The 22,818-nt window shown below is 51.9% G+C and carries 16 protein-coding genes; 10 read left to right on the top strand and 6 right to left on the bottom strand.

Features of this window, described 5'->3' with window-relative positions:
• Window positions 1-79 precede the first annotated feature (79 nt).
• From ADH68_RS01445 to ADH68_RS01435, 4 genes are all read left to right on the top strand, one after another.
• On the top strand, window positions 80-2,506 hold the full coding sequence (locus tag ADH68_RS01445) for a TonB-dependent receptor (RefSeq protein ID WP_084273939.1): 2,427 nt from the start codon (window positions 80-82) through the stop codon (window positions 2,504-2,506).
• A gap of 158 nt (window positions 2,507-2,664) precedes the next feature.
• Entirely contained in the window at window positions 2,665-2,835 is a 171-nt protein-coding gene (locus ADH68_RS13855) for a hypothetical protein (protein ID WP_157517394.1), read from the top strand.
• 3 nt (window positions 2,836-2,838) lie between these two features.
• Window positions 2,839-3,351 carry a GNAT family N-acetyltransferase gene (locus tag ADH68_RS01440; RefSeq protein ID WP_068960100.1) on the top strand — a complete coding sequence of 171 codons (513 nt, stop codon included), beginning with the start codon at window positions 2,839-2,841 and terminating at the stop codon, window positions 3,349-3,351.
• A 30-nt stretch (window positions 3,352-3,381) separates the two neighbouring features.
• Window positions 3,382-4,137 carry a response regulator transcription factor gene (locus ADH68_RS01435; protein WP_068960101.1) on the top strand — a complete coding sequence of 252 codons (756 nt, stop codon included), beginning with the start codon at window positions 3,382-3,384 and terminating at the stop codon, window positions 4,135-4,137.
• Window positions 4,138-4,309: 172 nt separating this feature from the next.
• On the opposite strand, the gene ADH68_RS01430 is transcribed toward ADH68_RS01435, so the two are convergent.
• Window positions 4,310-5,083 carry an IS5 family transposase gene (locus tag ADH68_RS01430; protein WP_068959933.1) on the bottom strand — a complete coding sequence of 258 codons (774 nt, stop codon included), beginning with the start codon at window positions 5,081-5,083 and terminating at the stop codon, window positions 4,310-4,312.
• A gap of 270 nt (window positions 5,084-5,353) precedes the next feature.
• On the opposite strand from ADH68_RS01430, the gene ADH68_RS01425 reads away from it, so the two are divergent.
• The 4 genes from ADH68_RS01425 to ADH68_RS01410 all read left to right on the top strand — a co-directional run bounded on the left by ADH68_RS01425 (window position 5,354) and on the right by ADH68_RS01410 (window position 13,252).
• Entirely contained in the window at window positions 5,354-5,680 is a 327-nt protein-coding gene (locus tag ADH68_RS01425; protein ID WP_068960102.1) for a hypothetical protein, read from the top strand.
• Window positions 5,681-5,997: 317 nt separating this feature from the next.
• Window positions 5,998-7,098: an ISAs1 family transposase gene (locus ADH68_RS01420; RefSeq protein WP_068960103.1), complete on the top strand. Its 1,101-nt coding sequence runs from the start codon at window positions 5,998-6,000 to the stop codon at window positions 7,096-7,098.
• A 145-nt stretch (window positions 7,099-7,243) separates the two neighbouring features.
• Complete coding sequence (locus tag ADH68_RS01415) at window positions 7,244-8,452, top strand: DUF418 domain-containing protein (protein ID WP_068960104.1); 1,209 nt, start codon at window positions 7,244-7,246, stop codon at window positions 8,450-8,452.
• Window positions 8,453-8,620: 168 nt separating this feature from the next.
• Complete coding sequence (locus tag ADH68_RS01410) at window positions 8,621-13,252, top strand: translocation/assembly module TamB domain-containing protein (protein ID WP_068960105.1); 4,632 nt, start codon at window positions 8,621-8,623, stop codon at window positions 13,250-13,252.
• Between the two features lie 112 nt (window positions 13,253-13,364).
• Here the strand turns inward: ADH68_RS01410 and ADH68_RS01405 are convergent, their stop codons facing one another.
• The 5 genes from ADH68_RS01405 to ADH68_RS01385 form a co-directional block, all read right to left on the bottom strand.
• The gene (locus tag ADH68_RS01405) at window positions 13,365-14,501 is read right to left on the bottom strand and encodes a cytochrome d ubiquinol oxidase subunit II (RefSeq protein WP_068961994.1); all 1,137 of its coding nucleotides are present in this window, start codon (window positions 14,499-14,501) and stop codon (window positions 13,365-13,367) included.
• A 20-nt stretch (window positions 14,502-14,521) separates the two neighbouring features.
• Window positions 14,522-16,096 (bottom strand): cytochrome ubiquinol oxidase subunit I, encoded by a 1,575-nt coding sequence (locus ADH68_RS01400; RefSeq protein ID WP_068960106.1) that lies wholly within the window; start codon window positions 16,094-16,096, stop codon window positions 14,522-14,524.
• 112 nt (window positions 16,097-16,208) lie between these two features.
• On the bottom strand, window positions 16,209-16,442 hold the full coding sequence (locus ADH68_RS01395; RefSeq protein ID WP_068960107.1) for a DUF4492 domain-containing protein: 234 nt from the start codon (window positions 16,440-16,442) through the stop codon (window positions 16,209-16,211).
• A 61-nt stretch (window positions 16,443-16,503) separates the two neighbouring features.
• Complete coding sequence (locus ADH68_RS01390; RefSeq protein ID WP_068960108.1) at window positions 16,504-17,049, bottom strand: hypothetical protein; 546 nt, start codon at window positions 17,047-17,049, stop codon at window positions 16,504-16,506.
• A gap of 87 nt (window positions 17,050-17,136) precedes the next feature.
• Window positions 17,137-18,105, bottom strand: coding sequence for an ROK family protein (locus tag ADH68_RS01385; protein WP_068960109.1), 969 nt, complete (start codon window positions 18,103-18,105; stop codon window positions 17,137-17,139).
• A 280-nt stretch (window positions 18,106-18,385) separates the two neighbouring features.
• On the opposite strand from ADH68_RS01385, the gene ADH68_RS01380 reads away from it, so the two are divergent.
• Window positions 18,386-20,041, top strand: coding sequence for a glycosyltransferase (locus tag ADH68_RS01380; RefSeq protein ID WP_068960110.1), 1,656 nt, complete (start codon window positions 18,386-18,388; stop codon window positions 20,039-20,041).
• Window positions 20,042-20,152: 111 nt separating this feature from the next.
• On the top strand, window positions 20,153-22,714 hold the full coding sequence (gene glgP, locus ADH68_RS01375) for an alpha-glucan family phosphorylase (protein WP_068960111.1): 2,562 nt from the start codon (window positions 20,153-20,155) through the stop codon (window positions 22,712-22,714).
• Window positions 22,715-22,818 lie beyond the last annotated feature (104 nt).

Here is a 22,818-nt window from a genome sequence, read left to right as displayed (position 1 = left end):
TGGATGGATTAAAAATTTTACGACTTACTTATGTGTTGGATTATACTTTTTGCCGTGGTGGAAGCGTTAAATATGTGCAATGAGAATAGAAACGACTATTTTACGATATATATCTTTCGCAGTCGCAGTGTTGTGGGCTGCGTGCAGTCCGGCAATGGCCGAGTCGGTAAGGATACATGGGCGCATCACCGATGGCGACAACCGTGCTATGGAGTTTGTCACCGTGCGTGTGGCCGGTACGGCCATCGGCACAATGTCGGGGCTTGATGGTGATTACAGTCTGTCGACAGCCGAAGCCGATACGATAACCGTTGTGTTTACCTGCATCGGCTACAAGGAGCAGCAGCGCAAGCTGGTCGATGCCAAGGGCGACGTGACTCTTAACATGCGCATGTTCCGCACTGTAAAAGAGCTGCAGGAAGTAGAGGTCAGCGAGGTGAAGAAGCAGATTGGGGCCATGCAGTCGGTCGACGTGTCGGCCTACCGTCTGTCGCCCGATGTCAGCGGCGGGTCGGTCGAGTCTATGATAAGCACTATGGCCGGCGTGACAGGCTCCAACGAGATGTCGTCGCAGTATTCGGTGCGCGGAGGCTCGTATGATGAGAATCTCGTATATATCAACGGCGTGGAGGTATACCGTCCACAGCTTATCACCTCGGGACAGCAGGAGGGACTCAGCATCATCAATCCTGATATGGTGGGTAAAGTCAACTTTTCTACCGGCGGATTCGGCGCGGAATATGGCGACAGGATGTCGTCGGTGCTTGATATCACGTATCGCCAGCCCGAGGCATTCGAGGGGAGTGCCTCACTCAGCCTGATGGGTGGCAGTCTGTCGCTCGGCTCGGGGAGCGGACGCTTCTCGCAGCTCCACGGATTGCGCTACAAGCGCAACAACTCGGTGTTGTCGAGCATGGAGACAAAGGGTGAGTATGACCCCGACTTTTTTGACTATCAGACCAATCTCAACTTCCGTCTTTCCGACCGCTGGCACATGGCGTTTCTTGGCAATGTGGCCATCAACAACTATAAGTTCACTCCTGTCAACCGCGAGACCGCGTTTGGCACAGCCATGGACGCCAAGAAATTCAAGGTATATTTCGACGGTCAGGAGAAGGACCGTTTCGAGACATATTTCGGAGCTTTGTCGCTCCGCTACTCCGCATCGCGGAGTTCGAGCCTTACGCTCTTTGCCTCGGGATTTCTCACCAACGAACTTGTGGCCTACGACATAAGCGGCGAGTACTGGCTCGACCAGGCCGGAACATCCGGTTCCGACGGCGTGGGCGGTGAGCTTGGGGTAGGGCGATATCACGAGCACGCCCGCGACAGGCTTAAAGCCTCGGTGATGACTATGGCTATGCGTGGTGTGACCGCCATAGGAAACCATCAGATAAGCTATGGGGTGCAGTACAACCACGAGAATATATATGAACGCGCGCGCGAATGGGAACGGCGCGACTCGGCTGGATTCTCGCTTCCTACCGACCCCGACCTGCTGAGAGTGATATATAATCTGAGTTCGCGGCAGGATTTCTCGTCCAACCGTGTCAGCCTCCACGCGCAGGACACATACCGCATGCAGACGGAGTCGGGATTTCTGTCGGTGTCGGGCGGACTGCGCATGTCGTACTGGGATTTCAACAAGGAGTTTCTTGTAAGTCCCCGTGTCAGTGTGGGTTTTGTCCCTGCGTCCAACGACCGCTGGGCTTTGCGCTTTGCTACCGGACTTTATTATCAGGCGCCTTTCTATAAGGAGTACCGCATGATTGTGGCCGACGACAACGACAATAGTGTGGTCGAGCTCAACCGCGACATAAAGTCGCAGCGGTCGTGGCATTTTATACTCGGCAGCGACTATACCTTCAGGGCTATGAACCGGCCTTTCAAACTATCTGCCGAGGCCTATTACAAGGCTCTGGGTAATCTGGTGCCATATGAGATTGACAATCTCAAGCTGGTATACGACGGAGTCAACGCCACGAGCGGATATGCCATGGGGCTTGATTTCAAGCTGTTCGGTCAGTTTGTGCCGGGTTCCGACTCATGGCTCAGTTTCTCTCTGATGAAGACGCAGGAGACCATCAGGGGGGTGAAGGTACCACGTCCAAACGACCGGCGCTACAGTGTGGCCCTGTACTTTACCGATTACTTCCCGCGCATACCGAGGCTCAAATTTAGTCTGCGCGGCATATTCATGGACGGCCTCCCCGCTACAGCTCCGCGCTCGACCCGCGACAGGGGATATTTCCGAACGCCTGCCTACAAGCGCGTCGATCTGGGTGCGTCGTATGCGTTGCTCCCTCCGCTCAAGGAGGGCGAGAGCCGTAGCGGTGTATGGCGCCACTTTAAGGCTGTGTGGCTTGGACTGGATTGCTTCAACCTGTTTGACATATCCAATGTCAGTTCCTACTATTGGGTAACTGATGTAAACGAGCTTCAGTATGCTGTGCCCAACTATCTTACGCGTCGCCAGCTCAATGTGAGGCTTACCGTGGATTTTTGAAACACCGTTAAGTGGGTTCGGAACATTCTCGTAACACTCTTTGTGAACTATAAAATGGCTTTACCGCGATATTTTGGCAAGAAATCCGAAGAGATAATCCAAAAGTCTCGGAAATTTGTTGTAACTTTATAGACTACTTAATAATAGGAGATAAAATCATGGCAAGACCAATAGCAGAAACACCGATTCTTACAGGCGATGATGCTGTGCGCTTTGAAAAACTCAGGATGGAAGTCGAGAGTCTCAGCAAGGAGCAGCGTGCCGAGAATACAAAAAAACTCAAGGAGGCGGTTAAGAAAGCTAAGGAATACATTACCATCTGCATATAGGAAGTGAAACTTGTAAAACTTACTCCCGATACCGAACTTGCAGGGTTTGATTGCGGTGATGAAGATTTGAATAATTTTCTTGTCGAGGATGCCAAAGGTTTCCTCGACAAACGTATTGCCACATCTTATATTCTGGAGGATGATGGAAATATCGTTGCGTATTTCTGTCTTCTGAATGACAAAATTAGCCGTCAGGATGTGACGAACAGTCAATGGAAGAAGATAAAGGGAGGATTTCCTGAGCGTAAGCAATTCGGAAGTTATCCGGCAATTAAGATTGGCAGATTCGCAGTATCGTCACAGTACAAAGGTCGTAGCATCGGTACTGACCTGATGAACCTACTAAAAGGTATGCTCAACGAGAATCCCATTTACTCCGCTTTCCGTTACCTGACTGTTGATGCGTATCTATCCGCCATAGATTTTTATCAAAAGAATGACTTCAAGATATTATCAGAGAAGATTTTGGGCGACCACACCCGTTTGATGTTCTTCGATATGATGGAGTTGGAATAATTAGCTCTTACGCATAACTCGCATTTTGAGATGAAAACGGCCGACGATTTCTTCATTCCCGATAATGAGGTCAAGCTCCCTGAAGAACTTGACTATAGCCGAGTGTCGGAATATATTAGGTCGGCAGAGGCTTTTTCCCGCTCAACATATCAGAGTGTCTATATTATCGACTATTTTAAACAGAATTTCCTGTATGTGTCGCCCAATCCGATGTTCCTGTGCGGACTGACACCGGAGCAGATGATGAGACTGGGCTACCGTTTCTATCTGGAATATGTACCGGAAGATGAACAGCAGTTTTTAATTGATCTGAACGAGGCTGGATTTTCATTCCATCAAACAATTCCAGTCAATGAACGCAAAGACTGGTACATTTCTTACGACTTTAATATACTGAACGGTGGCAAGAAGATTCTCGTCAATCACAAGCTCACCTCTCTTGTACTGACATCCGACGGTCGTATATGGCTTGCACTCTGTGTTGTTTCGGCATCGACCCACACATCTCCCGGTCATATTGAGATGCACCGTGTAGGTTCTTCAGAATATTTTGAATATAACCGAAATACACGCAGATGGGACAAACGGCAGATGCCGACTCTTACCGATGGGGAAAAGGCTGTGCTAACTCTGTCAATTCAAGGCTACACCATGTCTGAGATCGCTGCCCGAATATGTCTGTCGCCAGACACCATCAAGAAATACCGTCAGCGCATATTCGAGAAACTTGATGTGCGCAATATATCCGAAGCCATAGTTGCCGCTACAAACAATAAACTACTCTAAGAGATTGTCTAAAATTCATATTACTTTGCTTTTGAGAGTCTTGTCCGCGTCTTTTTGTTTATTCTTCGGTCATGTAGCTACGGCTACACTCCCTCATCACAAGCAAAAATCCATCAGACAATCCTTCTCAAAATCGGTATCATATAAATTTAGACAATCTCTAAGAGATTGTCTAAATTTTATTGATTAAAAATTTTATGGCAGCGAAATCAATCATTTCTTCCGCTGATTCATTCAGTATCTCATAGTTCCGGGCGAGTCTGCGGCAAGAGTCAAGCCATGCGAAAGTCCTCTCAACCACCCATCTGAGCGGCTTTGGCAGGAATCCCTTAACTCCATTGGGGGTATTGGATACCTCAAGCTCGATGCCGAAGTCTTTTTCAATGTCTTTGTCCACGTCTCCCCGATACCCTCGGTCGGACAATACCTTGCGCAGGTCTTCCCATACATCATCCGCCAGTCCGCATAGATCATGAGCCATTTTTGAATCGTGAATACCAGCGTTACAGACTTTCCTCGCAAGGATGAAGCCATTGCGGTCGGTGATGATATTCCTTTTGACACCCTTGACTTTTTTGTTGCCGTCATATCCGTTATCTCCCTGTCTGCTACCCCATCTGACACTTTGGGCATCCATCGCGCCAACACTCGGACTTGATGCCTGGCCGCGTTTGCGACGTATCTTTCTGACGAGTTTCTCAAGGAAATGCTCGACACGACCCTCTTGTCTCCATTTATGGTAGTAATAATAGACACTTTTCCACGCGGGATAGTCGTGAGGCAACCTTCGCCATTGACAACCGCTGGCCAATAGGTAGAGGATAGCTTCAAAAACTGATTGTAGTGAATATTTTCTCTTGCGTCTATCATTTTCAAGGAATTCTTTGTTTATATAAGACCACTGACCCTCGGTCAGATGTGTCTGATAGAGATTGATTTCGTGCATAATATTAGCCTTTTCTCTTTCAACACTCTGATTGAGGGTTTGTTATGCCTAATAACATTATTTCGCACTAATTTTTAGACAATCTCTAAGAGCTTGTTTAATAATAAATGTTACCTCCTGTCGGTCATTCGCCGGCATATTTCCGCCCGCTCTTCGGTCGTTATGGAACCCCAGAACTCCCTCATCACAAGCGAAAATCTGTCCGACGACTGACCGCCCTGTCGGTAACATTTATTATTAAACAAGCTCTAAACTATAATCGTGTTAAAAATGAGAAATTTTATAATATTCTTGATTTTGGCAGCAATAAATGTGGCTGCGTATGCAAAGCCACACTGTCAGGGATTCAACAACTACGACAACAAAGTGACTATCGTCTTTACGGATGATAAGGCCGGAAATCAATATACTGTTTCCGATGTGATACTCATTCCTTCTTGGAAAGGGAGGGAATATAAAGCCGCCTCCGTCAGAACAACGGTTGAGAATGGCGTGGCTACTGTGACCCTCGTCTTTCCACATATAACCCAATTTTCAAATCCGAAAGTAACCCTCCGGATTAACGGTAAAAAGAGAACTTTCAAAGTATGCCAATAAAAGCGGATACAAGGGTAATTAACCATAGACCAAGGTTGATAGAACAGAAATAATTCATCCAAGGTTGAAAAGCCTCCTAAGTGACACCGAGAGGCGAACAAGAGCAAATGCCAATAACGTGAGCATGGTATATCTGCGCATGCTCAGTGATTTGTGACTTTAAATCGCTGAACATTAGGTGCTTGTTTTGCTGTTGTGAGAGCTGCGTCAGGGCTGGCGCATGAGATTTAACTCAAATTCAGTCAAAAATTCACCTGATTATGTGAAATAAACTTTCAGATATTGCATATATTGCTGAAAATGGATATATTAGAGGTATGCAAATAGAAATTTTCAGCAAAGTAAAAGACCCGCGCGACTTGGGCAAGGTTAAACATGAGCTCGAGGATGTGCTCCGAATGGCACTCATCGGCGTGTTGTGTGATTGTGAGGACTGTGACGACATATCGGATATGGTTACAGACCGAGAGGAAGAATTCAAGGCCGCCGGATTGCTGAAGCTTAGCAACGGCGTCCCGTGTGGTGACACGATACTTCGTGTTGTAGAGTCTGTCAATCCCGCTCAGCTCCGGGCAAGTCTTGATTGCTGCCGAGGCCACATAATCGAATCCCTGTGCGGCAATCAGGTCATCATTGACGGTAAGAAACTGCGGGGTGAAAATCCCAGGAGTCCCGGATGCCACGGACTGTATATCCTCAATGCGTGGGTATCTGAAACAGAAATCTGCGTTGCCGAAAAGCCGGTGGATGGCAAGACCAACGAACTTACGGTTCTGCCGTCCGTATTGTCCTCTTTATGGCTTACAGGGGCATTGGTTTCAGTCGACGCAATGGGGACCCACCGTAATATCGCAGAACAGATCATGCTCCAGGGCGGCGACTATCTGATGGCGCTTAAAGACAATCAGCCGATACTCAAGAGCTTGACGGAAAGTATCTTTAGTAGGACTACTCCATTATCAGTATACACAACCGAGGAAAAGGGGCACGGAAGAGTTGAGAAGAGAACCTGTTCAATTATGGATACGACACTTTTGGAACAGGAGGGAATGTACGAGAAGTGGCCCGGTCTTAAACGTATCATAAAGATGGAGCGTGAGCGTACTGAGAACGGGGCCCGCTCGCGTGAAACAATCTACTATCTCAGCAGCGTGGAGAAAGATGAGGCTTCTTACTATGCGATGCGTATTCGTGCGCACTGGGGTATCGAGAACAAACTGCACTGGCATCTCGACGTGACGTTTCGGGAAGATATGTGCCGCGTACGCGCCAAGAATGGCGCTGTCAATTTTTCAGCGATGCGCAAGTATGCATTGGAAATGCTTAAAAAGCAGAACGATAAACTCAGCCTTAAACGAAGACGCAAAAAATGTATGTGGAGCACTGAATATCTGTACAAAGTCTTTAAGGATAGTTAAATCTCATGCGCCAGCCCTGGAGCTGCGTTCCGAGGGCTTTGTGTTTAGAAGTATTATAGCTAAATTTGCGTTCTTTCAGTTCGGAGAAACGTTTTTCGGCACGTGCTGAATGCAAATTTTAATTTATTAATACCAATCAAAGTAAATGGCAAATACCTCTGATACCATGGCGTCGGCGCAGCGTCTTGATGTAGTTGATGCACTGCGCGGATTCGCACTTCTTGCGATAGTGTTGCTCCATAATCTTGAGCATTACAATATTTTTTATGGTAATCTTGCAGTCCCCGACTGGCTTGGTGCGACCGACAGAATATTGACTGATGTAATTTATTTCTTTTTCGCCGGCAAGGCATATGCCACTTTCTCGCTGCTGTTCGGATTCAGTTTCTATATACAGATGAGGAACGCGCGTCGCCGCGGACATGATTTCAGACTCAGGTTTGCGTGGCGTATGCTGTTGCTTGTGTGTTTCTCACAACTGCATGCATTGTTTTACAACGGTGACATACTGCTCCTTTACGCCTTCTGCGGACTGTTGCTGATACCGGCTTCGGGATGGAGCGACCGCCGTGTGCTCATAGTGGCTACTGTACTTATGCTGCAGCCGTATGCCTGGGGCAAGATGATTTACGGATGGCTCAATCCGGAGTATGTCGACACCAACTCTCTGTTCGCGCAGTTTGCGGCTGTGGCCGAGGAGACCGGACGCCATGGCGGCCTGCTTGCTACGCTTGCCGACAATATATGGAACGGTCAGCTCTACAGCAATTTTTGGCAGGTAGAGGCGGGCCGCCTGTTTCAGACTCCGGCGCTGTTCCTGTTAGGGATGTGGCTTGGGCGCAGGAATCTGTTTTCTGACGATGCCGCCAACCGCATTTTCTGGAAGAAGGCGCTCATGTATGCTGCCGTGGCCGCGATACCATTGTATGCACTCAAGACATATGTGCCTCAGCATATATCGAATATCACAGTGGCATCCTACTACGGAATCGCAATCCCGATGCTCTACAACTTTGTGTTTATGGTGATTCTTGTGTCGCTCTTCATACTGGCATGGTATGGGCGCGGCAATGGATACAGATTTCAGCGTTCGATAATAGCCTACGGGCGCATGAGTCTTACCAACTATATCACACAAAGCATAATAGGCGTGGCCGTGTACTACAACTTCGGTCTCGGGCTGTGGGATTCCGTAGGGCCGGCTCTGTCAGTGCTCATAGGTCTGGCCATATTCATGGCTCAGCTGATGTTTAGCCGCTATTGGCTCGGCAGACATAAGCAGGGTCCGCTCGAATATCTGTGGAAACGCGGCACATGGATAGGAGCCGGTACACTGATAACCACCAGGGCCTGATACCGGTGGACAATGGATTCTCGTGTGATGCATGGCATAGCCGGGCTACAAGTGTGTGCCTGTAGGTAAAATTACCGTGGTTTGCCGGTGGAATGTCGCGGAAGTTGCGTAACTTTGTGACGATATGACAAGTGCTGCCGGCCACAGGCCGCGCCTACGGGTTTCTGAATGACGCTTTTCTACAAAATACTACGTACGATACTGGTGACGCTGGTGCTGCTCGCACTGGTGGTTCCATCGGTCATGTATGCAGTATTGTCGTTGCCCGGGGTGCAGCGTACTATAGCCGAGCGCGGCAAGGAGGAGTTGACCGCGTTGCTTGGCGTGCCTGTGGATATCGAGAGAGCCGAAATAAGGCCGTTCAACAAGGTGACACTCCACGGAGTAAGCGTGGCTGTGGCTCCGGGCGACACTGCATTGAAAGTATCGCGCCTTGGAGCCGGACTGCGTATGGGCAAACTGCTTATGCACGGGCGCCTGGTATTCTCCTATGCCGAGATTATCGGCCTCGATGCCCGGCTGTGGCGCGACTCGGCGTCGGCTCCGCTCAATATCCAGCCTATTATCGACCATCTGAAGCCGCGCGACAGAAACAAGCCCCCCACGATTTACGACCTTGCCATCGACAACATAGTGATACGCCGTAGCCGGCTGTCGTACGATGTGCATTCCGAGCCGGCGCCGGAACCAGGCAAGATTGATTTCAAACATATCGCGCTCAGTGATATCAAAGCGGATATACGCCTGCCGCGCGTAAGCAACGACTCTTATGTGGCCGATCTCAGGCGTCTGGCCGCTACCGAGCGTTCGGGGCTTGTGCTCAATGCTCTGTCGGGACGTGCCAGTGTGTCAGACACTCTGCTTATCGTCGACAACATGCATATCGAGTTGCCGTCATCGCAGCTTGACTTCGCTCCGCTGAGACTACGGTATGAGGGATGGAGCGACCTTACGGCACGAATCACAGAGCATACATTCACTGTCGCCACTCTCCCCGGAAGCCAGATAACCCCGGCCGACCTCGCTCCATTCTTCCGTTCGTTCCTGCCCTTTACCTCTCCTATCGGTATTGACCTCAAGGCCGGCGGATGTGTCGCAAATCTCACCATGCCGCGTCTGACGCTCACCTCGGCCGACGATGTGGCGTCGGTAGAGATAGAGGATGCTACCGTCAGCGGTCTGCCTACAGTCGACTCGCTGAAAATACATCTCCCCAAGCTGCACGCGCGTGCCGACGGCCACCGTCTGGCCGAATTGTGGCGACAGACCGGCTCGATGCCTCCGAAGGCTGTGGCCATGGCCGACACGCTCGGAGTGGTGGAAGCCGTAGTCGATGCTACTGTGGGCGACGGCACCACACTGCTGAGGCTTACGCTTGACTCGGAGCCGGGTGTACTTGACTTCGACGCACGCTATACCGGTCCGTTCAGGCATCCGACAGGCCCGCTAAAGGCGTATCTCACAATCGACAGCATCGATGTCGGTGCCATAGCCGGAGTCGACGGACTTGGCCGCGTGAGCGGCAATGTGGCGTTTGAGGGCAGTCTCATGGGGCAGAATCCGCCTGTGGGACATGCAGCTGCTGAAATCGACCAGATACAGTGGAAGGGGTATGATATAAACAGTATCACAGCCGACATCGACATTACGCGCACCGATGTCAGGGGCACCATAGTCGCCGATGACCCGATGCTCGGCGCGACAATCAAAGGCTCGTGTGGCATAATCCCCGGGGAGCACCATATCGATGCCGACATAAGGATAGCGTCATTATGTCCGGGGATGTTCGGCATAATCAGGCAGGAGCGTTTTATGGGGCATGTGCTGAGCGGACGCATAGAGGTGGACATGCATGGCCGTGAGTATGATTCGCTCGACGGACGTCTGGAGCTTACCGAGATGCGCTTCACCGATGCCGCCAGAGCCGACGCGCTTGCTCTCGACCATCTGTCGCTGATGTCGTCAGGCACCACATCGCCGCGCTTCATCATGCTCCACAGCGACATAGTCGACGCACGCGTGGAGGGTGAATACCGTTTCCGCGACATTGTGCCTGTCGCGAGGTCAATCCTCGCCGATGTGTTCCCCTCGCTGCTCTCCGCGCATTCTACTGCAGTGACGCCTCACAGAGGCGTTCGCGGCAATGGAGATGACGACGACAGCCTGGCGCTTGACATGACTCTCGACATGCAGGTGCGTCAGAATGCGGCCACCGACAGCTGGCTGTCGTTCTTCAGAGTGCCGGTAAGACTGTTGCGCCCTGTCACGGTCAAGGCTATGATGAGCGGTGCCAACAGGCTTATTGAGGCGAGTGTCGACGCACCCAATCTGCTGCATAAGGACAAGTTTATTGACAATTCTTATATCGGCCTGACTGTCGACGGAGAGAGCGACGACGCAAGAATGCTCATGAGCACGGTGTATCCTACCAAGAAGGGCGACGCCACTATCAGCCTTGTGGCCACGGGGAGCCACGACTCTATAAACGTGCATGCCGGGTGGGATATCGACCGGGAGCGCATGTTTCGCGGAGCTGTGGAGCTTGGAGCCATGTTTTCCCGTGTGCCCGACGCCCATATTCCGGGCGGCATGTCGACAGCAATCGATTTGCGCCCCTCGCGCATTGTGATTAATGACAGTGTGTGGCGCATACGCCCGTCGATGATTGAGATAGCCCACGACCGTCATGTTGATGTGCGCGATTTTGAAGTAAGCCGCCACAACCAGTTTATAAAAATCAACGGCTCGGTGTCGGAGACCCCCGCCGATTATCTTTGTCTGGAGTTGCAGAGTATCGACCTCGACTATGTGTTTGAGACACTCGATATCAGTGCGGCCATGTTCGGCGGTATCGCTACCGGCAAATTCTATGCTTCAGGCCTGATGAGCGGAGAGCCCCGTCTGGAGACTCCGCGACTTGATGTGTCCGGCATGACCTACAATCATTCGCCTCTGGGCGATGCCGTAATTGCATCGTATTGGGACAATGCCACCCGCGGTGTGGTGATAAACGCCGACATTACAGGCGAGAAAGACGCCCATTCCTATGTGGACGGGGCCATATACCCTATGGCCGACAGCCTCGACTTCCGTTTCAAGGCCGAGAGGCTCAATGTAGGGTTCATGCGTCCGTTCATGGAGGCATTCACCTCCGATGTGTCGGGTTACGCTTCCGGCGAGGCACGACTCTTCGGCACATTCAAGTTTATCGACATGACGGGCGATATATTCGCCGAGAATCTGCGTCTGAAACTTGATTATACCAATACATATTACTACGCTACCGATTCAATACACCTGACTTCGGGGCGCATCAGCTTTGCCGATGTAAAATTGCGCGACGCCATGGGCAACAGTGCTCTGCTCAACGGTTGGGTCACTCATAAATGCTTCAAGGAGCCAGAATTTGAATTCCGTGTGAGCAATGCCCGCAACCTGTTGTGCTACGATATCACCGATAAAATAAATCCCGACTGGTATGGACACATACTTTGCAACGGTTCGGCCTTTGTCAAAGGGGTGCCGGGATTTGTCGATATCAATGTCAACATGTCGACTGCCGCCGGCTCTGTATTTACTTTCGTGCTTTCCGACACTGAGGCGGCGGGAGAATATACATTCCTTACCTTCCACGACCGCAACGAGCTCCGTGGCGACCTGCTGCTCAATCTTGAGGACCCGCAGGAGGCCGCCTTGCGTCAGCTGAAGGAGCGCATACGCAAAGAGCGCGAGCAGGAACAGGGCTCTTCGGTCTACCGCATCAACCTGCAGGTCGACGTAACCCCCCAGGCCGAACTTGTATTGGTAATGGACCCGGAGGGTGGCGACAACATAAAGGCCCGCGGCAGCGGCAGTCTGCGTATGGAGTATAATTCCAACGACGAGGACCTGCGCATGTTTGGCACATACTCTCTGACCCAGGGAAAATACAACTTCACGCTGCAGGACATAATTATCAAGCCTTTTACCATCAAGCCGGGCAGTTCCATCTCGTTTCACGGCAGTCCCTACTCGGCGGTGCTCGACATCAATGCCGTGTACAGCGTGAATGCCAATCTGAGCGACCTCGACGAGTCGTTTCTCCAGGACAAGGATCTCAACCGCACAAATGTGCCGGTGCATGCTCTTCTCAAGGTCTCCGGCGACATGCAGCAGCCCGATATCAGTTTCGACCTTGAGTTTCCGACGCTCACACAGGACACATACCGCAAGGTGCGCAGTATCGTGAGCACTGATGACATGATGAACAGGCAGATTATCTATCTGCTTGCCTTAAACCGGTTCTACACACCCGACTACATGGCGTCGACGACCAAGGGCAACGAGCTTGTGTCGGTGGCCTCGTCGACAATCTCATCGCAACTCGGCTCTATCCTCGGACAGCTCAGCGACAAATGGAACATTGCACCTACATTCCGAAGCGACCGCGGCGACTTCTCCGACATGGAGGTCGATCTTGCCCTCTCGAGCTATCTGCTCGACAACAGGCTGCTATTCAACGGCAACTTCGGCTATCGCGACAAGGCGCTCAACAACAATTCGTTTATCGGCGACTTCGATCTCGAATATCTGCTCAACAAGTCGGGCAACATACGTCTGAAGGCCTACAACCGCTACAACGACCAGAACTATTATGTAAAGTCAGCACTTACCACACAGGGCGTGGGCATTGTGTTCAAGCGTGATTTCGACGACATCTTCTCATGGCTAAAGCGTCTGCGCCGCAAACATGAGCAGGAGAAGCAGGCCGAGCAGGAAAAAAAAGCACATGAGGGCGCCAGGCCACAGGCCGGACAATGACAATCGTTGCTTGCTATTACAGCTACCGTCATTATCATAATACCGACAAGGGCTGCACCGCAGGTTGAATAAGCGGTGCAGCCCTTGTTGTTGTAGAGAGCGGAATTCAGAATCAATAGCTGTGATGGTCGGAGTCCATCTCGGCCGGAGTGAGCGGACGGGCATTCATCTTATACCATACGTAGGCGATGTATGCCACAACAAACGGTACGAGCAGGCTGACTACGCTCATTACCTTGAGAGTGAACTGTGTCGACGAACTGTTGAATATGGTAAGCGACGACGCTGTGTCGGCTATCGAGGGATAATAGGGAGTGTCGTTGTATCCGGCTACCCAGAACAGAGTAAGAACCACAAGCACGGTGCCGATGCCCGACCACCATATGCCTTTGGTGTAATGGCTGGCAAACACCGACTTACCGACGGCATATAGCACCATCACCACTCCTGCGAGGAACAGCACCAGACACCACCACATATCCACATAGTTGTGGAAATATTTGTAGGGCACCGGCTCGAAGCTGTGCAGTCCGGTAGTCTGTAGTCCGGTATGAGTGAGCAGCAATGCCACGAATGCCAGGAAGAACACAACGAAGATAATGCCGTTGACAAGCACACGGCGGCGGCACAGGTTGAAGAATGTATCGCCGGCCTGAATGTTGTTCATATAATAAAGCGCACACTGTGTGCGGGCAAGGAACAGCACCGCGAATCCCAGAATCCAGTTGCGCCAGCAGAATATCGCCTCCCAGCCATGTCCGGCACCCCATTGTGATATCACAGGCGAGCCGGGGTCAAGTATATTGCCCATAGTCACCTTGAAGTCGGCGCCGAAAAACATCATCGAGACGGCTACTCCGAGCAGAAAGCAGCCTAACGCGCCGCTGATTACCAGCAGAATGTCGAAGAAACGGGTGCCGTAGAGATTGCCTCTCTTACGTCGGTACTGGTAGCTGACAGCCTGGGCTACAAAGGTAAACAGGATGAGAATCCAAAGCCAGTAGGCGCCCCCGAAACTTGTGCTGTAGAACAGCGGGAACGACGCGAAAAACGCGCCTCCGAACACTACCAGCGTAGTGAACGTAAGTTCCCATTTCGTGCCTATGGAGTTGACCATCAGATTGCGCTCATCGTTGCTGCGCGTGCACATCAGCATCGACTGGCCGCCCTGTACAAAGAGCAGAAACACCAACGCGGCGCCAAGCACCGAAATCAGAAACCACCAGTACTCCTGGAGTAAGAATGTCATATGATCTGTTTCCATGATTATCATGATTTAGCGATTTCGTTAATGTTCTCTTTCGAGTATTTGTTGATTTGGGTGGCCATTATGCTCATTTCCGCCACGAGAAGCACGGTAAACACCACTGCAAACATGAAGAATGTGGTTATCACTGATGATGCCGCGATGTCGCTTATTGCCGCACGTGTAGGCAGGATGTCCTGGATGACCCACGGCTGGCGGCCCACTTCGGCGGTAATCCATCCGGCCTGCGAACAAATCCATACAATCACTATCGACAGCATGCCGACGATGCATGCCCACTTGTTGGTAAGCCACTGCCGGCGCCAGTAACTGCCTACAAATGCGAATGCGAAAAAGAGCAGCAGATAGCCTCCGGCAATCACCATGATATGAAACGAGTAGAATGTCATTGCCACTGGCGGAACCGCTTCCTCCGGAGAGTCAAGATAGCCGTAGCCGAAATAGGGATAGTCGGCCTTTAGATCGACGAGCGCCGCATCCATGGCCTCCTTGTCGCCGGCGACTGCGGCCGCATCGTAGGCCCGTAGGGCTTCATGAGCCTGTCGGCCGCGCACAATGCGCTCGGCGTAGCTTACAGTATGGATAGTGTCGCCCTCCGGAGTAAGTTCGATGCCGTCGATGAGGTCGTTGATGCCGGGCACGAAGCTGTGGGGGTCGTGTGTGGCGAGGAATGACAGTCCGTAAGGTATGCTGATATCAAACAGATACGGGTCGGTAGTGTCGTCGCCGGCTTTCTTGTCGGGATTGAGAATGCCTGTGGCCACAATCTCCTGGCCGCATGAGCCGCGGTAGAGGCCTTCCATGGCGGCGAGCTTCATAGGCTGGTGGCGGGCTACATTTATTGCCGACATGTCGCCTGTGGCTAGAGTCACGAGTATGCCGGCTCCTCCTACCCATGCGGCCACCTTTATCGAGTCGAGCGCCATCTCGACGTTGCGCTTGCGGATTATCCACCACGAGCTTACACCGATTACAAACACTCCGGCGAGAGTCCATGCGCTCGCCACCGTGTGTGTAAACTTGGCGACAGCGGTGTCAGAGGTAACCACACCCCAGAAGTCGGCCATGACGTTGCGCATCTGTGCCGGGTCAAACTCCATGCCCACAGGCTGCTGCATCCATGCGTTGGCGATAAGAATCCATAGTGCCGACAGGCATGTGCCGGCGGCGGTGAGCCATGTGGCCGCAAGGTGGAATCCGGGGCTGAATTTCTTCCAGCCGAAAAACATTACGGCGATAAATGTCGATTCCATGAAGAATGCGACTATCCCCTCGATGGCAAGAGGGGCTCCGAAGATATCGCCTACAAACCAGCTGTAGTTTGACCAGTTGGTGCCGAACTCAAACTCGAGTATGATGCCTGTGGCCACGCCGATTGCAAAATTGATGCCGAACAGGAGCATCCAGAATTTGGTCATTGCGAGCCATTTGACGGCACGCGTGCGTACATAGATACTCTCCATGATGGCCACTATCAGGGCCAGACCGATGGTAAGCGGTACGAACAGCCAATGGTACATGGCTGTAAGGGCAAACTGCCACCGCGACCAGTCAACTACGGTAAATAAGTCGTCCATGTGTATAGAATGTAGATTATGTGTTAGATTATTTCAGAGAATATAGCCCCGGTTGGGGAGGTGGAAAGCAGATGTCCCGGCAGGCAGTCGCCGGGTTAAGAAGCGCAATGTGTCAGGGTGAGCCTATGAGGCTGGTGCGCACAGCCCGGGCGCGTTGAGCGTCGTCGGCATAGTCGCGTTGGAGCACATCGGGGAAAAAGAACAGCCGGAACACGAAAAACAGGATGAATAGCTTAACGAGTATAAGCACCCATAGATACCGCCCGACTGTCATGCTGCGGAATCCGTCGCGGTAGAAGCGATATATGCGAGCCGGCAATGCGGCTATCTGGCGCGGGGCAATCATAATAAGAACTTGCTTAGAGCTTGTTTAATAATAAATAAACACCCTGTCGGATTATAATGTTTCAGCATCCGATATTGACAGTGTTGTCAAGCAGATAGTCGTTTCCCTCGACCAGACTCCACAACACGGCGCGCACGGCTGCACCGGTGTCGCCGCCCGACGCAGGGATGCGTATGCAAGTGTGCCGGGAATCTCCGTAACGCGGGTATACATTGATATCGGTCGTCGTGTCATTGCATGTTATCGTCATCGAAGAGTCGAGCCCTTCCCAGCGTGCTGCCACGATATCGGTATCTCCCGGAGCCACACCGCAGGCTCCACTTGTCTGTGCCAGGCGGTTGCGCGACACGATGTCGGCCTCTGTAAACGCTACCCTGCATCCGGTGGCTGCCAGAGCCTTTACAAGAGAGTCGCGCAGACCGACCGCATTACCGGCGGCAACGGCATCCGGAATTTCTCCTGCAGAGAAGACTATGATACGGCGTACGGGGAATGGAAACGAGACTGTGCCCGGAGGGAGTCCGCGCGAGGTCACACGACGTCGGTAGGCCGGCATAGGGCCACGCCGGTGCTCTTCCATCTTTCGTTCAAGATAATTGTCTGCCATGCTGTGAATGTCGGATAATAAGAATGCCCGGATTCACGCCCATGAACAGGAGCGTCCATCCGGACATTCAATATGTATTGTGATTATTTATCGGGCCTCCCAGCCAAGTGCGCTTGCGCCAAGCACGGCGGCATCGCTCTCTTTAAGCTCGGAAAGGAGCAGTTTGGTCTTTCCCTTATAGATATTGAGTGTGTTGCGGTCCATGGCTTCCTTGATAGGCTTCATCAGAAGTTCGCCCGAACGGCTCAGGCCGCCGAACAGTATGATTGCTTCGGGGCTTGAGAATGCGATGAAGTTGGCAAAAGCCTCACCCATAATCTTGCCGGTATATTCAAAGATTTCCTTGGCAAGTTTGTCTCCCTGTACAGCTGCGTCGTATACATCCTTGGATGTGATACCTTCGATAGGGAGGTTGCGCAGGAGCGATTTGTCGGTGCGTGTCTCAAGGAATTCGCGGGCGGTGCGTGCTACGCCTGTGGCTGAGCAGTAAGCCTCAAGACATCCTGTACGACCGCAGCCGCACATACGTCCGTTGCTGGGCTTCACGATAACGTGACCGAGCTCTCCGGCAAATCCGTCGTGACCGTATACCAGCTGGCCGTTGACTACGATACCGCTACCTACACCGGTGCCGAGGGTAATCATTATAAAGTCTTTCATGCCCCGGGCCACACCGTATGTCATCTCACCGATGGCTGCGGCATTGGCATCGTTGGTGAGGGCGACAGGAACGCCGAATGCTTCTTTAAGCAGCTCGGCCAGAGGTATTCTTCCCTTCCATGGGAGGTTGGGAGCCATTTCGATGGCGCCTGTGAAATAGTTGCCGTTGGGAGCGCCCACGCCTATACCTGCGATTTTGTCGGTAGCGTCGTTGGCCTCAAGAAGATTGTTGAGAGAAGTCTTGAGCTCTTCTACATAATCCTTGATATCGGCGTGTCTGCCTGTTTTGATGGAACTGCTGGCAACGACATTGCCACGTGCGTCAACTATACCGAACACGGTGTTGGTACCACCTATGTCGATGCCTACTACGTAAGGTTTCATGTTTTGATGTATTGTTTAGATTGTTGGGTAAAATTCAGTTATGATTCGTCTCCACTTCTCATGGTAACCGCTATAGAGGAGAAATAGGGGGGAGGTGTCAACTACATTGCAAAGATAGGGAAAATCTGCAAACATGTATCATAATCCGATATTTTTTACGATAAAAAAATGCCTCTGTAGGCTCTATATGCTTATTTAGTCATCTTTTTGCCGCTTTAACTGTTTAATATTTGGGCTATTCGGATAAAAATCACTAACTTTGCACCGTCAAAAACCAAAATACTTATTTTTCATGGACAAAAAGCCGGTAAACATCGACCTGCTGTTTGAGACAAGCTGGGAAGTGTGCAATAAAATCGGTGGTATTTATACGGTTCTTTCTACAAAGGCCAAGACACTACAGAATCTTTATAAAGACAAAAACATCTTCATCGGCCCCGATGTCTGGACAGAGGATACCCCCTCACCTTATTTCACTCCGTCGAGAACTGTGCTGAAAGAATGGAAGGCCCAGGCCAAGCTGCCCTACGGCATCACTGTGAGATGCGGGCGCTGGGAAGTGCCGGGACGCCCGATTGTGGTACTTGTAAAATTCGATGGCCTATACCAGGAGAAAGACTCTTTCTACGGACGTATGTGGGACCTCTATGGCGTAGATTCCCTGCACGCTTATGGCGACTACGACGAGGCGTGTGCCTTCTCCCACGCAGCCGGGATTGTGATTGAAAGCATCTGCGACTTTGTCGGGATACGCGACAAAAACGTTGTGGCCCACTTCGACGAATGGACGACGGCCATGGGTCTGCTGTATGTAAAGGATGTGCTCCCTTCGGTAGCGACCATATTCACCACCCACGCGACATGTATAGGCCGCAGCATATGCGGCAACGGCAAACCGCTGTATGATTATCTCCGTGCGTACGATGGCGACCAGATGGCGCGCGAGCTCAATATGGAGTCGAAACACTCCCTTGAAAAGGCCGCAGCCCACCAGGCCGACTGCTTCACTACCGTGAGCGACATTACCGCCATAGAGTGTGAACAGCTGCTCCAGCGGCGCCCGGTTGTGACCCCAAATGGATTCGAACAGAATTTTGTGCCCAACAAAGGAAAGTTCCCCAAGGTACGCGAAGCCGCACGTAAAGTACTGCTCAACGTAGCCTCTTCGCTTGTCGGAAGAAAACTCCCCGAGGATACATTCATAGTAGCCACATCCGGACGTTGCGAATACCGCAACAAAGGCATCGACCTATATCTTGATGCGATAGCGCGCCTACGCGACCTTGCCCCAACACGTACGGTAGTGGCGTTTGTAATGGTGCCCGCATGGTGTCGCGACCCGCGTCCCGATCTGCAGCACACACTCCCTGCCAAGCGCAAGACCCGCCTTCCCGAGCCGGAGCTTACCCATACTCTCAACAATCCCGATTCCGACCCGATTATCTGCCGCATACGCCAGATAGGATTCGCCAACGAAAAGGGCGACAAGGTCAACGTAATCTATGTGCCATGCTATCTCAACGGCGCCGACGGAATATTCAACACTGCTTATTACGATTTGCTGATAGGCATGGATGCCACAGTGTTCCCATCCTACTACGAGCCTTGGGGATACACCCCTCTCGAAAGTGTGGCTTTCGGTGTGCCTACCGTCACGACAACTCTTTCGGGATTCGGACAATGGGTGCTTGCCACCGACGAAAACACCTTCGACGCATGCGGTGTCAACGTTATAGCGCGAGGCGACTTCAATTACGACGAGGTAGCCGCACGTATCGCCAACTCTCTTAAATATCTGATATCAGCCGACCAGCAACAGACAACCCTCATACGCAGCCGTGCCATAAATCTGGCATCGCTTGCCGCGTGGAGCTATTTTATAGAATACTACGTAGACGCATTCCGAATCGCTCTCGACAGTGCCCGCATGCGCGCCACTGAGGACTGACCACTACTGATTGATGTCAGGGATTAATTATACATTAATTATATATAGGTAATTGTATATATTAACGTACAGTAAGGATTAATAAAAACTCTATTCACATAAATATAATTTATGAAACTTCAAGTAAGCAACACTAATGCACCCGTGTGGCGCGACGTAATGGTGAAATCTGACCTCCCGGCAAAACTCAAGCCGCTGGAAGTCCTCTCACGCAACCTTTGGTGGGTATGGAACAGCGAGGGCAAATCGCTTTTCCGTGATCTCAATCCCGATCTCTGGCGTGCCGTCGGCGAAAACCCCGTGATGCTTCTGCAGCAGCTGGGCTTCGAGCGTCTTCAGGAAATCCTCAAGGATGCCAAGCTCATGGAACGTATCGAAAAAGTGTATGCCGACTTCAAGGCCTACATGAAGGTGCCCATGCGCAAGGATGTACCCTCGGTAAGCTACTTCTCGATGGAGTACGGCCTGTGCAACGCCCTTAAAATCTACTCCGGCGGCCTCGGTGTGCTCGCCGGCGACTATATCAAGGAAGCCTCCGACAGCTGTGTCGACATGACCGCTGTAGGTTTCCTCTACCGCTACGGATACTTTACCCAGACTCTGTCGGTGGACGGCCAGCAGATTGCCAACTACGAGCCTCAGGATTTCAACATGCTGCCCCTTGAGCAGGTGCTTGACGCCGACGGCAAGCCTACCATCCTCGAAGTGCCTTTCCCAGGCCGTATCGTATACAGCCATATATGGCGTGTGAATGTAGGCCGCATGTGTCTCTATCTGATGGATACCGACTTCGACATGAACTCGGAGTTTGACCGTCAGATTACCCATCAGCTCTACGGCGGCGACTGGGAGAACCGTATCAAGCAGGAATACATGCTCGGTATCGGCGGTGTGCTCATGCTCAAGAAACTCGGCATCAAGAGCGAGCTCTACCACTGCAACGAAGGCCACGCAGCCCTGCTCAACCTCCAGCGTCTGGTTGACTATGTACAGGACGACCATCTCGATTTCAACACCGCACTTGAGGTAGTGCGCGCATCGAGCCTCTACACAGTGCACACTCCCGTGCCCGCAGGCCACGACTACTTCGACGAAGGCCTCTTCGGCAAATATATGGGCGAGTTCCCCCAGAAGCTCGGCATCTCGTGGAGCGACCTCATGAACATGGGCCGCGAGAACCCCGACAGCCCCGAGCGCTTCTCTATGAGTGTGTTCGCTCTCAACACATGTCAGGAAGCCAACGGCGTAAGCTGGCTCCACGGCGAGGTGTCGAAGAAGATGTTCGCAGGCATCTGGAAAGGCTACAACTGGGCTGAAAGCCATGTAGGCTACGTGACCAACGGTGTGCACATGCCCACCTGGGCCGCATCGGAATGGAAGGCTCTCTACGAGGAAAAACTCGGCGCAGAGATGTTCCAGCACCAGAGCGACACCAAATACTGGGAGAAGATTTACGATGTGGCCGATAAGGACATATGGGCTCTCCGCACAACGATGAAGAACAAATTTATCGACTTTGTGCGCCGCGACTTCAAGGAGAAGTGGCTCAAGAACGCCGGCGACCCCACCCAGGTAATGTCGATTACCGAGAAAATCAATCCCAACGCGCTCATCATAGGCTTCGCCCGCCGCTTCGCCACATATAAGCGCGCCCACCTTCTCTTCTCCAACCTCGACCGTCTGGCCGCTATCGTCAACAACCCCGACCGTCCTGTACAGTTTGTATTCTCAGGCAAGGCTCACCCCGCCGATGGTGCCGGACAGGGACTCATCAAGCGTATCGTAGAGATTTCACGCATGCCCCAGTTCCTCGGCAAGATTATCTTCCTTGAGAACTACGACATGATTGTTGCCAAGCGCCTCGTCAGCGGTGTCGACATCTGGCTCAACACCCCGACACGTCCCCTTGAGGCATCCGGTACATCGGGCGAGAAGGCCGAGATGAACGGTGTGCTCAACTTCTCCGTGCTCGACGGATGGTGGTACGAGGGCTACAAATTCTGCGAAGAGGGCGGATGGGCGCTCACCGACAAGCGTACATTTACCGACCAGGGCCAGCAGGACAAGCTCGATGCCGAGGTTATCTACACCATGCTTGAGAAGCAGATTATACCTCTCTACTTCGAAAACCGCAAGGGTGGTTTCTCAGCCGAGTGGGTTAAATATATCAAGAACTCTGTGGCCAAGATTGCTCCTCACTTCACCATGAAGCGCATGATCGACGACTACATCGAGCGTTTCTACGACAAGGAGGCCAAGCGCTACAAGAAGCTCCACGCCCACGACTTCGCTCTCGCAAAAGAGATTGTGGCTTGGAAAGAGAAGGTGGCTCAGGCATGGCCCGGCGTACACGCCGTGTCGGTTGAGGAATTCAACGCCGACCCCGCCAACACCAAGGCCGGCGAACCGTTCCGCACAATCATCAAGCTCGACGCCAACGGCCTCGGCCACGATCTCGGCGTAGAGTGTGTAATCTACAAGATTGAGGACGGTCAGGAGAAATACGAAGGCCGCGAAGAGTTCAAGATGGTAGGCGAAGAGGGCAATATCTGCACCTTCGAGCTCAAAACCAAGCTCCGCGAGGCCGGTACATTCCGCTACGCTTACCGCGTATATCCCAAGAATGCCGAGCTTCCCCACCGTCAGGACTTCGCCTACGTGCTTTGGGTATAATCCTACAGTCAGTAGCAAACAAGCTCTAAATACAGAAAGGCATCGTGCATACCGCACGATGCCTTTCTTGTCATTCATACCGGTGAAATACCCTCTGCCGGCAA

The organism is Muribaculum intestinale (genome assembly GCF_002201515.1).
Taxonomy (GTDB): domain Bacteria; phylum Bacteroidota; class Bacteroidia; order Bacteroidales; family Muribaculaceae; genus Muribaculum; species Muribaculum intestinale.
The sequence above is the reverse complement of the archived record's forward strand: the minus strand, read 5'-3'. Positions and strand labels throughout refer to the sequence as shown.